Below are 14,546 nucleotides of genomic sequence, written 5' to 3' on the forward strand. Positions count from 1 at the left end.
CGCGGCGGCCGTGCGCCGCGCCTCAGTGCGCGCTGCGGCCGGCCAGCATGCGTTCGATGCTGGCCAGGATCTCGGCCACCGCGATGCCGTAGGAGCCGGCGTTGCCCGCGTCGAAGGCGCGCTTCCATTCCTGGTAGCCCTCGATGTACGCCGGGTCGGGGGTGTCGTGGCCGACCAGTTCGGCGTGGCTGCGCTCGAACACCTGGCCGATCACCGGCAGGTGCGCCATCGAGGTGATCACTCCGCCCGGCGCGCCGGGATGCCGGATGCGCGCATCGCGCAGCGTGACGTGCAGTATTTCGCCGCCCAGCAGCGGGTGCTGCTCGATGCGGTTGATCAGCAGCACGGGCCGCTCGTCCGCGCTGCGGCCTTCGCAGCGCCACAGCTGGCCCACGGCGTACGGAGAGGGAGACGGAACGGACATGCGGCACCTGCAACGGAAAGGAGGGCGCCATGATGCCTGTTGGCGAGGAGGGCTGCACCTGCGCGGACCTGTTCGACAGCGCGCCCTACCGCACGGTGATCGCCGATGCGCAGGGCGGGGTGCGCTACTGGCCGCAACTGGTCGGCCAGGCGCAGGCCGAGCGCTGGTTCACCGCGCTGCGCGACGGCATCGAGTGGAAGACGCTGCAGCGGCCCATGTACGAGCGCATCGTCGACGTGCCCCGGCTGCTGGCGCATTTCGAACTGGCGGCGCTGCCACCGGATTCGCCGCTGGCCGAGATGCTCGCGCGCGTGCGCGCCACCGTGCCCGGTGCCTATACCCATGTGGGCCTGAACTTCTATCGCGACGGCCGCGACAGCGTGGCCATGCACCACGACAAGCTGCACTCGCTGGTGCCGGGCGAACCGATCGCGCTGGTGTCCCTCGGCGATACCCGGCGGATGAACCTGCGCGCCAAGGCCGGCGGGCGCGCCTGCGGGCTGGACCTGGCGCCGGGCAGCCTGCTGGCGATGAGCCATGCCTCGCAGCTGACCCACGAGCACGGCATTCCCAAGACCGCCCGCCCGGTGGGCCCGCGGATGAGCGTGGTGTTCCGCGCGCGCCCCGCGTGACGCCGGCGGGCGGCGGCGCGCCGCCCGGCCGCTTATCATCCGCGCCATGACCGCCATCGACGCCACCGACCTGGAAGCCTTGTTCGACGCCGTGCCGGACGTGCTGTTCTTCGTCAAGGACCGCGAGGGCCGCTATACGCATGTCAACCAGACCATGCTGCGGCGGCTGGGATTGAAATCGCGGCAGGAGCTGATCGGCAAGCGCGTGGCCGAGGTGTACCCCATCGGCCTGGGTGCCAACTATGCCAACCAGGACGAACAGGTGCTGGCCGGCGCGGTGATCGACAACGTGCTCGAACTGCACCTGTTCGCCAACCGCGAAACCGGGTGGTGCCTGACCTGCAAGCGGCCGCTGTGGGTGGACGGGGAAGTGCAGGGGATCATCGGCATCTCGCGCGATCTCGGGCCGCAGGAAGGCCGCGACGCGCAGCGCGATGCCCAGTACGAGAAGCTGCGCCTGGCGCTGGCCTACCTGCACGCGCACTACACCCAGCCGGTGCGCCTGCAGACGTTGGTCGAACTGACCGGTTTCTCGATGTCCAAGTTGCAGCGCTCGTTCCGCCGCGTGTTCCAGCTGACGCCGCAGCAGGTGCTGCTGCGCCTGCGCCTGCATCGCGCGATGCAACTGCTCGACGAGCGCAAGCTGAGCATCACCGACATCGGGCATGCCTGCGGTTTCAGCGACCAGAGCGCTTTCACCCGCCAGTTCAAGGCCGCCACCGGCCTGACGCCGCGCGAGTACCGCGGGTTGCCGGTGGCGCAGCGCGGGCGCATCCAGCCCTCGCTTCCCTCCGAAGCCTGAAACGCGCGGCCCAGGGCCGCGCCTGCTTCGGTTCGCCGCCGCATCCCTGGCGGCGGCGAAGCGGCGTCTTCAGGCCAGCATGCGCAGCTTCTTCTCGCGCTCCCACTGCCGCGTGCGCGCGGCGGCGATGAACGCCTTGGCATCCTCGGCTTCCACCACGCCCGCGTCGCGGCCCACGTTGCCCGCCTTGAGCAGCGGCTGCGCACCCTCGTCCCAGGCGATCGCCTTCAGGTGGGCCCAGGCATTGGCGACGAAATCGATCGCCGCCGAGTCCTTGGCCAGCTGCTTGCCCGCCTCCGGCGAGAGCAGCACGGCCACCGCATCGAACACGATGGACGGCGTACCGGCGAGCTGCCCATCGGCCGGCAACTGCTTGCCATCGCTCAGGCGCGCGCCACCGATCTTCGGCGCGACGATTTTCACCATCGCCCCATCGGCCTCGGCCGCCTTGCGCAGCGCCTTGACCAGCCCGGCATCGCTGCCATCGTGGACCAGCAGGCCGACGGTGCGGCCACGCAGCGTCGGCTTCATCTTGCCGATGATCTGCAGCGCGGGCGAGGGCGGCATGTCGACCGGCGCCACCTGCGCGGGCGGGGCGGGCGGCAGCTGCGCCAAGCCAAGGCCGTCGGCCACGCGCTGGGCCAGGTCCGGATCGACATGCCGCAGGTGGCCGACGACGCGCTCGCGCACGTGCGGCGTTTCCACCTTCGACAGTTCGAACACGATGGCCGAGGCGATATGCGCCTGTTCCGGCGCGGTCTGGCTGCGGTAGAACAGCCGGGCCTGGCTGTAGTGGTCGGCGAAGCTTTCCGCGCGGATACGCCCCTTCGCGCCGTCATCGGCCGGCGTGGCGTGGCTGCGGAAGCCGCGCGCCGATTCGCGCGGGCTGTCTTCCTGCAACGAGCTCGGCTCGTAGGCCACGCGGCCCTTCGGCCGCTGCATCTGCATGTGGCCATCGCGCTGGTGGTTGGCGAACGGGCACTGCGGCGCATTGACCGGGATTTGGTGGAAGTTCGGCCCGCCCAGGCGGATCAGCTGCGTGTCCAGGTAGGAGAACAAGCGCCCCTGCAGCAGCGGATCGTTGCTGAAGTCGATGCCGGGCACGATGTTGGCCGGGCAGTACGCCACCTGCTCGGTTTCGGCGAAGAAGTTGTCCGGCCAGCGGTCGAGCACCATGCGGCCGATGATCTGCAGCGGCACCAGTTCCTCGGGGATGAGCTTGGTCGAATCCAGGTGGTCGAACGGGAACTTGGCCGCCTCCTCCTCGGTGAACAACTGCACGCCGAACTCCCATTCCGGGAACGCCCCGGCCTGGATGGATTCGAACAGATCGCGGCGGTGGAAGTCCGGGTCGGCACCGGCGAGCTTCACCGCCTCGTCCCACACGGTGGACTGCAACCCCAGCTTGGGCCGCCAGTGGAACTTGACGAAGGTGCTCTTGCCCTGCGCGTCGAGCAGCCGGAAGCTGTGGATGCCGAAGCCCTCGATCATGCGCAGCGAGCGCGGGATGGCGCGGTCGCTCATGGCCCACATGATCATGTGGATCGACTCGGGAGTGAGCGAGATGAAATCCCAGAACGTGTCGTGCGCGCTGGCCGACTGCGGGAAGCCGCGGTCCGGCTCCATCTTCACCGAGTGGATCAGGTCCGGGAACTTGATCGCGTCCTGGATGAAGAACACCGGGATGTTGTTGCCCACCAGGTCGAAGTTGCCTTCCTCGGTGTAGAACTTCACCGCGAAACCGCGCACGTCGCGCGGCGTGTCGACCGAACCGGCGCCACCGGCCACGGTGGAGAAGCGGGTGAACACCGGCGTGCGCTTGCCGACCTCGGTGAACAACTTGGCAGTGGTGTAGCGCGAGAGCGACTTGGTCAGCTCGAAATAGCCATGCGCCGCGCTGCCGCGCGCGTGCACGATGCGCTCGGGGATGCGCTCGTGGTCGAAGTGGGTGATCTTTTCGCGGAGGATGAAATCCTCCAGCAACGTCGGCCCGCGCGGCGTATCGCGCAGCGAGTTCTGGTTGTCGCTGACGACCACGCCCTGGTTGGTGGTGAGCGGCGGATGGCTGCCACCGGCCTGCTGGTGCAGTTCATCGGCATTGCCGCGCGCATCGCCGTCGGAACGCAGGGGCGCGGGGCTCTTCTTCGAGGGGGCGGCGGGCTTGGCGGTCGGCTTGCGGGCGGCCATGAACATCTCCAGCGGAAGGGGGCAGTGAACCCCAGAAGGCTGGTGGCCGCCAGGTTAATCGCGAGTGTGGATACAAGTGCTCGCCTGCACGTGGACTTCACGCACAAGGCAGACACAACCGCCCGTCACGGCACCTGCATGTCCGTCCGGTCGTGGTCATTTCGGGGGTCTGCGGGGGCGCCACCCGTTCGGGACCGTAGGCGACATGGATGTCGCCTACGAGCCTCCAGGGATGGATTCACGGCGTGTCCCGAACGGGTGGCGCCCCCGCAGGCCGCCCAGGAACCCAGCAAGCCGACGGACATCGAAGGCCGAAAAAAAAGGGAGGCCGAAGCCTCCCCAAAAAAAACACACACAAATCAGCGGAAAAACCGAACCCAGGCCTCAAGCCTCGGCATCTTCCTTGTACGCATCCACCGGAATGCAGGCGCACATCACGTTCTTGTCGCCGTAGACGTTGTCCACGCGCGCGACCGGCGGCCAGTACTTCTGCAGCTTCAGCGAGGGCAGCGGGAAGGCGGCCAGCTCGCGCGGGTACGCGTGTGTCCACTCGCTGGCGCTCACCGCCACCGCGGTGTGCGGCGCGTGGCGCAGCGGGTTGTCCTCGCGATCCAGCTTGCCTTCCTCGACCGCGCGAATCTCGTCGCGGATCTGGATCATCGCGTCGATGAAACGGTCCAGCTCGTGCAGCGACTCGCTCTCGGTCGGCTCGACCATCAGCGTGCCCGCGACCGGGAAGCTCAGCGTCGGCGCATGGAAGCCGAAGTCGATCAGCCGCTTGGCCACGTCCTCGGCGCTGATGCCGGTGGCGTCCTTGAGCGGGCGCAGGTCCAGGATGCACTCGTGCGCCACCAGCCCGTTGCGGCCGGTGTACAGCGTCTCGTAGTGCGGTTCCAGGCGCTTGGCGATGTAGTTGGCGTTGAGCAGCGCCAGCTGGGTGGCGCGGCGCAGGCCCTCGTGGCCCATCATCGTCACGTACATCCAGCTGATCGGCAGGATCGACGCCGAGCCGAAGCTGGCCGCCGACACCATGCCCACGTCGCCCTCACCGCCGAAGGTCTTCGGCAGGAACGGCGCCAGGTGCGATTTCACGGCGCACGGGCCCACGCCCGGACCGCCGCCGCCGTGCGGGATGCAGAAGGTCTTGTGCAGGTTGAGGTGCGAAACGTCCGAACCCCACTTGCCCGGCTTGGCCACGCCGACCAGCGCGTTCATGTTGGCGCCGTCGGTGTACACCTGGCCGCCGTGCTGGTGGATGATCTCGCAGATCTCCACCACCTCTTCCTCGAACACGCCGTGCGTGGACGGGTAGGTCATCATAATCGCCGCCAGGCGGTCGCTGTACTTCTCCGCGTTGCGGCGGATGTCTTCCACGTCCACGTTGCCGTTGGCGTCGGTCTTGGTCACCACCACGGTCATGCCGCACATCTGCGCCGAGGCCGGGTTGGTGCCGTGCGCCGAATCGGGGATCAGGCAGATGTCGCGATGGCCCTCGCCGCGCGCGCGGTGGTAGGCGCGGATCGCCAGCAGGCCGGCGTACTCGCCCTGCGCGCCGGAGTTGGGCTGCAGGCTCACCGCGTCGTAGCCGGTGCACTCGACCAGCATTTCTTCCAGCCCGTCGATCAGCTGCTTGTAACCCAGCGCCTGCGAAGCCGGCGCCAGCGGGTGGATGTTGCCGAACTCCGGCCACGTCACCGGGATCATCTCGGCGGTGGCGTTGAGCTTCATCGTGCACGAGCCCAGCGGGATCATCGTGCGGTCCATCGCCAGGTCCTTGTCGGCCAGCGAACGCATGTAGCGCAGCAGCTCGTGCTCGCTGTGGTGCGTGTTGAACACCGGGTGGGTCAGGAAGTCGGTGTTGCGCAGCAGGCCGGCCGGCAGGGCGTCGGCGGTGGCCGCGTCGAGCGCGTCGATGTCATCGACCTTCGCACCGAACAGCGCGGCCAGCGCCACGATGTCCGCACGCGTGGTGGTCTCGTCCAGGCTGATGCCCAGCGAGCGGCCGTCGATGCGGCGCAGGTTGATGCGCGCCGCCTCGGCCTGGGCGTGGATCGCCGCGGCGTCCACGTCCACCACGTGCAGCGTGTCGAAGAAATCCGGGCCGACAGTGACGCCGGCCTGGCGCAGCGCGGCGGCCAGGATCGCCGCCAGGCGGTGGGTGCGGCGCGCGATGCGCACCAGGCCCTCGGGGCCGTGGTACACCGCGTACATGCTCGCCATCACCGCCAGCAGCACCTGCGCGGTGCAGATGTTGGAGGTCGCCTTCTCGCGGCGGATGTGCTGCTCGCGGGTCTGCAGCGTCAGGCGGTAGGCCGGGCGGCCTTCCGCATCGACCGACACGCCGATCAGGCGGCCCGGCATCGAGCGCTTGTACGCATCGCGGCAGGCCATGAACGCCGCGTGCGGGCCGCCGAAGCCGAACGGCACGCCGAAGCGCTGGCTGTTGCCCACCACGATGTCCGCGCCCCAGGTGCCGGGCGCGGCGATCAGCGTGAGCGCGAGCAGGTCGCTGGCCACCGCGACCAGGCCGCCGCGCGCGTGCACCGCATCGGCCAGCGCCTTGTAGTCGTGAACCTGGCCGAAGGTGTTGGGGTACTGCAGCAGCACGCCGAAGCTGTCCAGGTGCATCGCCTCGGCGTCATCGCCGATGTGCAGTTCGATGTCCAGCGGCTCGGCGCGCGTGCGCAGCACTTCCAGCGTCTGCGGGTGCACGCCGTTGGAAACGAAGAACACGTTGGACTTCGACTTGGCCGAACGCTTGGCCAGGGTCATCGCCTCGGCGGCCGCGGTGCCTTCGTCCAGCAGCGAGGCGTTGGCGATCTCCATGCCGGTGAGGTCGGCGCACAGCGTCTGGAAGTTGATCAGCGCCTCCATGCGACCCTGCGAGATTTCCGCCTGGTACGGCGTGTAGGCCGTGTACCACGCCGGGTTCTCCAGGATGTTGCGCAGGATGACGTTCGGCGTGTGGGTGCCGTAGTAGCCCTGGCCGATGAAGCTGCGGAACACCTGGTTCTTCTGCGCGATGGCGCGGATCTTGGCCAGCGCTTCCACTTCGCTGATCGCCGCCGGCAAGGCCAGCGGGGTGGCCGACTTGATGCTGGCCGGCACGATGGCATCGGTCAGTGCTTCGAGCGAATCGTGGCCGACCACGCGCAGCATCTGCGCGATCTCCGCGTCGTTGGGGCCGATGTGGCGCGCGATGAAGGCGTCGTGGTGCTCGAGCTCGCGCAGCGGGGAGGAATTCTGGGACATGGCGATGTTCCGGCAGGAAGAGGAGGGCGGCGAAGTGCGCCTCGCATCGTCCACGCGGCTGCCGGAAGCAGGGCGCAAGCGACCACGAAGTGTTCCTCGCGCCCCTCTGTCCTTTTGCCTGAGAGTTTGGAAAGGCGGATCGCTCCACCTCTCGTGCCCCTTCGGCGCCGGATCGAACCGGTCTCTCCAGAGTGTTGGGGTGCGCCGTGCCGCGCGCACCACGCAGGGAGTGGTATGGGAGCCTGAGCGATTACGGGCGATTGCGCCTTCGGCAGCGGGCAAGCCCGCTTCTCCCACCACCTGCGGTGTTGGCCGGCATTATAAGGGCGCGGCGGGCGTTTTCCGCCGCGCCCGGCGGCCTGCGCGCGGATGAATGCGCGTCCCCGGCCGGGGTGCCCCGGCCGGCCGCATCCAGTAAGCTGGCGCCCTCCCGGATGCGTCGACGCGCCGGCCCGCCCGGGCTGGCGCCGCCGCCGTTGCCGTTTCCATCGCCCGCACCGTGCCGAGCCCGCTGGCCCGGCCTGCCAGCTGCTCCGGCGTTGGCCCGCACAGCCAAGGATTCGCGTGAACACCGCCCCCGCCCAGACCGCGCCCTCCACCCGCCGCATGGCCCTGCTGCTGGCGGGCCTGGCGATGTTCGGCCCGTTCTCGATCGACACCATCTTCCCGGCCTTCACCCAGCTGGAGCAGCGCCTGCACGCCGACCCGGTGGCGATCCAGCAGACGGTGAGCATCTACCTGCTGTTCTACGGGCTGATGAGCCTGGCCCACGGCCCGCTCTCCGATGCCTGGGGCCGGCGCCGGGTGATCCTGGGCGGGCTGGTGCTGTTCATCGGCGCCTCCATCGGCTGCGCGCTGTCGCGCGACCTGCCGACCCTGCTGCTGTTCCGCGCCCTGCAGGGCGTGTCGGCCGGCGTGGGCGTGATCGTCGGCCGCGCGGTGATCCGCGACCTGTTCCATGGCCACGACGCCCAGCGCCTGATGAGCCAGGTGTCGATGATCTTCGGCGTCGCCCCGGCCATCGCGCCGATCATCGGCGGCTGGCTGCTGGCCACCGGCGCCGGCTGGCCGCTGATCTTCTGGTTCCTGGTGGGCTTTGCGACCCTGCTGCTGGTGTGCACGGTGCTCGGCCTGCCCGAGACCCATCCGCCGGCTGCCCGCACGCCGCTGCACGCCGGCCGCCTGCTGCGCGACTACCGCCGCATCGGCCTGTCGCCGCGCTTCCTGCGCCTGGCCGGCGCGGGCGGCTTCACCTTCGGCGGCGTGTTCCTGTACATCGCCTCCGCGCCGGTGATGGTGATGCAGCACTTGGGCCTGGGCGAGGGCGATTTCGCCTGGCTGTTCATCCCCACCATCGGCGGCCTGACGCTGGGCGCGTTCCTGTCCGGGCGCATGGCCGGCAAGGCCACGCCGAAGGTGCAGGTGCGCCTGGGCTACTGGCTGATCCTGCTGTCGGCGGTGAGCAACCTGGCCTACACGCTGGCGGTGGCGCGGATCAGCGTGCCGTGGGCGGTGGTGCCGATCTTCCTCGGCGGCACCGGCATGGGCCTGATCTTCCCGATCCTGGCGCTGTCGGTGATCGACCTGGCGCCGTTGCAGCGCGGGCTGGCTTCCTCGCTGCAGATGTTCGTGCAGCTGATGATCAACACCCTGGTCGCCGGCGTGGTGTCGCCGTTGCTCAGCGACACGCCGCTGCACCTGGCCTTCGGCGCGACGGGCTTTTTCCTCGTCGGCTGGCTATTGTGGCGGTGGGAGCGGCGCAGCTACCGGCGCCAGTCGCGGATGCCCGTCGCTTCCCCCACGCCTGCTGCCGGAGCCTGAGCCATGTCGACCGATTCCAAGCTGCGCCGCGACGCCCGCCGCCGCCAGGCCGAGCGCGCGCGCAACCGCGCCGCCGCCGCGCCGCCGCCCGACGCCTCGCCGGTGGAGCCGCATGCGGAGCTGCGCGATGGCGAGCGCAAATTGCTGGCGGGCATCGTCCGCCGCGATGGCGAGTGGGTGTTGGGCATGGATGGCCGCATCGCCGGCGAGAGCCCGAGCGCGGCGCACGTGCTGGCGATGATCATGCTGGCCGGTGAGCTGCACGAGCGCGAAGGCCGCCCGGTGCGGCTGGCCTATTCCGATGCGCTGAAGGACGCCGCCCACGCCGAGGCGAAGGCCGAGGGGATGGAGTTCGAGCAGTTCAAGGAACAGCTGGCCGCGCGGATGCGTGGGGTGCAGCAGGCGGGGTGATGCGCTTTCCGCCGCGGCCGGGCGCAAGCCGGTCGCGATATCCCACGGCCGGGGCTGAAGCCCCTCCTACGGAAGCCGCTTCCTAGCGCGCGCGATCGATGCGTTCGCGCTGCACCTGCGCCAGCGCGGCAATGCGCGGCTGGGCCAGGCGCACGCCGATCTGGTGCCAGACCACCAGCGACAGGCACAGCGGCCACACCGAGAACGCGGTATCGCGCCATGCGGCGAAGGCCCATGCCGCCAGCGGCAACGAGACGGCCAGCCACGCCCACGCCTGCCACGCGGTGCGCAGCGCGTGCTGCACCTGCCCGGCGACGATCTCCGCGGCGGTATCGCGGCGCAGACCGTACTGCTTCACCAGGCGGTCGACATTCCAGGTCGGGGTCATGGTCAATTCCTTGCGTGGGGGCGATCACCCCCAGTCTCCCCGCGCCGGCGCGCGCATGCAAGCACGCGCCGGGCGGGCAGGGCGTCAGGGCTGGGCGGCCTTCGCGGCGGGCGCCGGTGCCGGCGCTTCCCAGCCGCACATGCGGCCCTGGTTCTGCTGCTTGAGCCATTCCTGCATCGGCGCGAAGTACTCCAGCATCGGGCCGGCATCGACGTGGTCCTCGCCGGTCAGCTCCTTGAGCGTCACCTGCCAGGGCTGGCTGCTGCCGCGCTGGAGCATGTTCCAGAACTTCTGCCCGGCTTCCTTGTTGCCGTAGAAGCTGCACTCGTACAGCGGGCCGGTGTAGCCGGCGGCCTGGCACAGGCCCTTGTAGAACTGGAACTGCAGCAGGTGCGAGAGGAAATAGCGGGTGTAGGGCGTGTTGCCCGGCACGTGGTACTTCGCGCCCGGGTCGAAGAACTGCTCGCCGCGCGCGGTGACCGGCGCCACGCCCTGGTACTTGGCCTTCAGCTGCCACCAGGCCTGGTTGTAGTGGTCCGGGGTGATCGAGCCGTCGAACACGCCCCAGCGCCAGCGGTCGATCATCAGGCCGAACGGCAGGAACGCCACCTTCGCCAGCGCCATGCGCATCTGCGCGTTGATCAACGCCTCGCGGCTGTGCTGCACCTCGCCGACCAGGCCGACCGAGTGCAGGTAATCCGGCGTCATCGCCAGCACCACGGTGTCGCCGATGGCCTCGTGGAAGCCGTCGTTGGCGCCGTTCTGGAACAACGGCGGCAGCGGGTTGTAGGCCAGGTCGTAATAGATGTGGCCCAACTCGTGGTAGATGGTGGTGAAGTCTTCCTCGGTGGGCTTGATGCACATCTTCGTGCGCACATCCGGACCGGTCTTCTGCGCGGCGTCGCCGCCCATGTTGAGGTCCCACGCGCTGGCGTGGCACACCACGTCGCGGTCCAGCGGCTTGATGAACTGCGAGCGCTGCCAATAGCCGTCCGGCAGCTTGGGCATGCCCAGCGAGGTGTAGAAATCCTGCGCGCGCTCGGTCATGGCCTTGGCGGTGCGCAGCTCGGCTTCGCGCTGGGCCTTGAAGCGCGCCTCCACGCTGCCGTTGGCGCCGCCGGGCACGCGGGTGAGCGCGCCGCTGAGTTCGCTCTGGTACTGCTTTTCCAGCGCGGCGGTGATGTCCAGGTCGCCGGCGCCGGGGTAGGGCTGCAGCAGGTCCCACAGGTTGCTCCAGTCCTGCTGCCACATGTTGCCCATCAGGTGGGCCGGCAGCAGGCCGCCGGGCAGCTCGCCCTTGTCCTGGCCGTAGTGGGCGTCGAGCTTGCCGCGTGCGTAGCACTGCAACTGCTCGTACAGCGGCTTGACCTGCTCCCACAAGCGGTCGGTCTCGGCGGCGATCTGCTGCGGCGGCATGTCGTAGCCGCTGCGCCACATCTGCCCGACGTCGGTGAAGCCGCTGTCGCGCGCGCCCTCGTTGGCCAGCTCGACGAAGCGCTGGTAGTTCGCGCGCATCGGCGCGGCCACGTCGTGCCAGCCCTGCCAGGCGTCGAGCTGTTCGTCGTAGTCGCGGCTGCGCGCCAGCACCTGCTCCAGTTCGCCGAGTTGGCGGCACTGCCTGGCCTCGCCTTCGCCGCGGCAATAGGTGCCGGCGCCATAGTCGCCTTCCATGCGGCTGGCGATGGTGGTCAGCTCGGCCAGGCGGCCGGGATCGCGCGGCGCCGGCATGGCGCTCATCAGCCGCAGCAGTTGCAGGGCGCGCGCGGTGTCCGTGGACATCGGCTGGCCTTCGTACTGGCGCGCCTGCGCGATCCAGGTGTTGAGCTGGGTGAGCGCGCGCTCGTTGGCCTTGGCGGCGATGCGTTGCGAATCGTCGTTGATGTACGTCGCCGACAGCCACTGCGCCGAGCTGATTTCCGGATACGCCGCCTTGTACTCGGCATTGACCCGGGCGATGAACGCATCGGCGCTCTCGGCCGGGGCCTTGGCGGGCGCTTCGGCGGCGGCCGGTGCCGTGGGCTCGCGCCGGCAGGCGGACAGCGACAACGCGCCGAGCAGGGCGGCAGCCAGGAGCGGAAGGCGAGGGTTCACGGCGGATCCTTGCGGGAACGGTCCGCCGAAGGCTAGAGGCCGCGCGCCGGTGCCGCAAGGGGCGCCGGGCGCGCGGCGGTGGTTCAGGCTGGCTGCTGGCAGCCGGCGAACAGGTCGCGCGAGGAATCGTAGAGCGAGGTGCGCACCTGCATCAGGCCCAGCACCGAGGGGAACAGGTTGTCGTGGTCGGCATGGCCGGCGGCGCGGCGGCGCAGGCACTGCACGTCCAGGCCGCGGTCCTTGGCGAACTGCGGCGAGAACCACATCACCATCGGCACGTGGGTCTGCTCCTGCGGGGCGATGGCGTACGGCACGCCGTGCAGGTACAGGCCCTTCTCGCCCAGCGATTCGCCGTGGTCGGAGAGGTAGATCATCGCGGTGTCGTAGTCGGGCATCGCGCGCAGCGCGCCGATCGCGCGGCCGAGGAAGTGGTCGGTGTAGAGCACCGCGTTGTCGTAGGCGTCCACGATCTGCTGCCGGCTGCACTGGCCCAGGTCCGGGTTCTGGCAGGCCGGGTTGAAGCGCGCGAACGCGGCCGGGTAGCGCTCGTAGTAGCTCGGGCCGTGGTTGCCGAGCTGGTGCAGCACCACCACGCGGTCGCCCGGGCGGGCCCGCACCTGCGCGGCGAGGTCGTCCAGCAGCACCTCGTCCATGCAGCGGCCGTCCTGGCACAGGCTGGCGACCTTGGCATCGTCGAGCTGCTGGATCGGCAGGCCGTCGCACACGCCCTTGCAGCCGCTCTGGTTGTCGCGCCACAGCACGCCCACGCCGGCGCGGTCGAGCACGTGCAGCAGCGATTGATGGCCGCGGATGCGATCCTCGTTGTAGTCGTGGCGGCCCCACGGCGAGAACATGCACGGCACCGAGACCTCGGTGCTGGTGCCGCACGAGTGCATGTCGGGGAAGTTGACCAGCCCGTCGACCTGCGCCAGTTCCGGCGTGGTTTGCCGGGCGTAGCCGTCCAGGCCGAAGTTCTGCGCGCGCATGGTCTCGCCGAGCACGATCAACAGCAGGCGCGGGCGCGACTGCGGCGCGCGCGGCGTGGCCATCGCATCCTCGCCGATCGGCAGCTTGGGCGCCTTGTGCCCCGGCGTGGCCGATTTCAGGTTGGCGCGCAACGCGGCCAGCGTGTTGATCGGCGTGGCGAGGTAGCGGATTTCATGGTGGTTGCGCATCAGCGCCGACAGGTCCTGGAACGACAGCATGGCCGCCGCCGCCCCACCGACCGCCACCGCGAGCAGGAAGCCGGCGCGCACCAGCAAGGCACGGACCGGGCGCCGCTGGCGCAGGCGCAGGCGCCACAGCACGAGCACCGGCAACACGCCGTAGCACAGCAGCGGCAGCAGCAGCGAAGCGGTGATCAGCTCGCGCGATTCCTTGCGGTCGGTCGCCAGTACGTTGCGCAGCATGTCCGCGTCGATGTACACGTTGTAGCGGCTCATGTAGTACGTGGTCAGCGCGGTGCTGAGCAGCAGCACGCTGAGCAGCACCTTGGCGTTCCAGCGCCACACCAGCAGGCCGAGCAGCAGCGCGTGCACGGCCACCAGCACCGCCAGCAGCGAGAGCGTCATGCCGATGCCGCCGCCGCTCCACGCGGTGGCGCTGCGCCAGAACAGGCCGTTGCAGGCCAGGGCGAAGAACAGGCTGGTGGCGAGGATCAGCCCTTCGGTGGACAGCGTCGGCCGCCAACGCCAGTCGATGTCGCGCAGCCAGCGCCGCCAGGCCGGGGAGGAGATGGATAGGCTCATGCGCGCACCTGGGCGCCATCGCGGCCGGGCAGCAGGCGGAACAGGCACAGCGGCACGACCCAGCACACCGCCAGCGACCACAGGTCATGGGAAAGGAAATGCGCGCCGCGCAGCTGCTGGGAAAAGCCGAACAGCGCCCCGACGAGCAAGCCCGACGCCAGCCCCGCCCAGCGCCAGCGCGGCGCCGTGGCCAAGGCGAAGAAATACAGCGCGACCCACGCATAGCCGGCGCTGGCGTGGCCGGCGGGGAAGCAGCCGGAGGCCGGCACGCCGCCGCGCGATTCGAACAGGCCGTAGAAGGCATGCGTGCCGCCGTAGCGGGCGAGGTCCCACGGGCAATCCATGTGGGTGAGGTGCTTGAACATCGACACCAGCGCGGTGGACAGCGCGACCGAGCCGACCAGCGCCAGCAACGGCCAGCGCCATGCATGCAGCGGCGCGCGCCAGGCGCGCAGGGCGGCGAACAGGACAGCCAGCGCGGCCGCCGTGCTCATCCACTTGCCGACGCGATGCACGAGGTGGCTGGTCCACCAGGCGTCCTTCAACGCCCAGTGGTTGCCTTCCAGGCGATAGAGCAGGTCGGCGATCGCCATGTCGCCGCCGCCCGCGGCCAGCCACGCGTTGAGGATCAGCAGCAGCGCCAACGGCAGATACAGATGCGTCGCCAGCGGCGGGTTCAGGCGCGGCGACGGGCGTGGCGCGGCGGCCAGCGCGGATACGGTGTGCAGATCCATTGAGCGAGACAAGGCATGCCGAGGGTGTGGCGATGATCGGCAGCGCCTTGTCGGAA

The 14,546-nt window shown here is 69.7% G+C and carries 11 protein-coding genes and 2 riboswitches; of the genes, 4 read left to right on the forward strand and 7 right to left on the reverse strand.

Annotated features, from left to right (window positions below):
* Positions 1 to 22: 22 nt before the first annotated feature.
* Complete coding sequence (locus P6166_RS06080; protein WP_277763591.1) at positions 23 to 424, reverse strand: hypothetical protein; 402 nt, start codon at positions 422 to 424, stop codon at positions 23 to 25.
* A 32-nt stretch (positions 425 to 456) separates the two neighbouring features.
* Between P6166_RS06080 and P6166_RS06085 the strand changes: the two genes are divergently transcribed.
* The gene (locus P6166_RS06085; RefSeq protein ID WP_277763705.1) at positions 457 to 1,056 is read left to right on the forward strand and encodes an alpha-ketoglutarate-dependent dioxygenase AlkB; all 600 of its coding nucleotides are present in this window, start codon (positions 457 to 459) and stop codon (positions 1,054 to 1,056) included.
* Between the two features lie 46 nt (positions 1,057 to 1,102).
* Positions 1,103 to 1,858, forward strand: coding sequence for an AraC family transcriptional regulator (locus P6166_RS06090; RefSeq protein WP_277763592.1), 756 nt, complete (start codon positions 1,103 to 1,105; stop codon positions 1,856 to 1,858).
* Positions 1,859 to 1,927: 69 nt separating this feature from the next.
* Here the strand turns inward: P6166_RS06090 and P6166_RS06095 are convergent, their stop codons facing one another.
* Together P6166_RS06095 and gcvP are read right to left on the reverse strand one after the other, a co-directional pair.
* Complete coding sequence (locus P6166_RS06095) at positions 1,928 to 4,045, reverse strand: catalase (RefSeq protein WP_277763593.1); 2,118 nt, start codon at positions 4,043 to 4,045, stop codon at positions 1,928 to 1,930.
* Between the two features lie 384 nt (positions 4,046 to 4,429).
* A complete protein-coding gene (gene gcvP / locus P6166_RS06100; RefSeq protein ID WP_277763594.1) occupies positions 4,430 to 7,297 on the reverse strand; it encodes an aminomethyl-transferring glycine dehydrogenase in 2,868 nt (955 codons plus the stop codon).
* A 96-nt stretch (positions 7,298 to 7,393) separates the two neighbouring features.
* A riboswitch (glycine riboswitch) is annotated at positions 7,394 to 7,497 on the reverse strand.
* A 20-nt stretch (positions 7,498 to 7,517) separates the two neighbouring features.
* Positions 7,518 to 7,603: riboswitch (glycine riboswitch) on the reverse strand.
* 300 nt (positions 7,604 to 7,903) lie between these two features.
* Here gcvP and P6166_RS06105 point away from each other — a divergent pair.
* Entirely contained in the window at positions 7,904 to 9,118 is a 1,215-nt protein-coding gene (locus P6166_RS06105; RefSeq protein WP_277763706.1) for a multidrug effflux MFS transporter, read from the forward strand.
* A gap of 3 nt (positions 9,119 to 9,121) precedes the next feature.
* Positions 9,122 to 9,529 (forward strand): hypothetical protein, encoded by a 408-nt coding sequence (locus tag P6166_RS06110; protein ID WP_277763595.1) that lies wholly within the window; start codon positions 9,122 to 9,124, stop codon positions 9,527 to 9,529.
* An 82-nt stretch (positions 9,530 to 9,611) separates the two neighbouring features.
* Here the strand turns inward: P6166_RS06110 and P6166_RS06115 are convergent, their stop codons facing one another.
* The 4 genes from P6166_RS06115 to P6166_RS06130 all read right to left on the reverse strand — a co-directional run bounded on the left by P6166_RS06115 (position 9,612) and on the right by P6166_RS06130 (position 14,490).
* Positions 9,612 to 9,917, reverse strand: a complete 306-nt coding sequence (locus P6166_RS06115) for a hypothetical protein (RefSeq protein WP_277763596.1) — start codon at positions 9,915 to 9,917, stop codon at positions 9,612 to 9,614.
* 84 nt (positions 9,918 to 10,001) lie between these two features.
* Positions 10,002 to 12,008, reverse strand: a complete 2,007-nt coding sequence (locus P6166_RS06120; protein ID WP_277763597.1) for a M2 family metallopeptidase — start codon at positions 12,006 to 12,008, stop codon at positions 10,002 to 10,004.
* An 83-nt stretch (positions 12,009 to 12,091) separates the two neighbouring features.
* On the reverse strand, positions 12,092 to 13,756 hold the full coding sequence (locus P6166_RS06125) for a phosphoethanolamine--lipid A transferase (RefSeq protein ID WP_277763598.1): 1,665 nt from the start codon (positions 13,754 to 13,756) through the stop codon (positions 12,092 to 12,094).
* Positions 13,753 to 14,490, reverse strand: coding sequence for a phosphatase PAP2 family protein (locus P6166_RS06130; RefSeq protein WP_277763599.1), 738 nt, complete (start codon positions 14,488 to 14,490; stop codon positions 13,753 to 13,755). Before P6166_RS06130 ends, P6166_RS06125 begins: the two co-directional genes overlap by 4 nt.
* Positions 14,491 to 14,546: the final 56 nt, after the last annotated feature.

Source organism: Stenotrophomonas sp. HITSZ_GD, from assembly GCF_029543105.1.
Lineage (GTDB): Bacteria > Pseudomonadota > Gammaproteobacteria > Xanthomonadales > Xanthomonadaceae > Stenotrophomonas_A.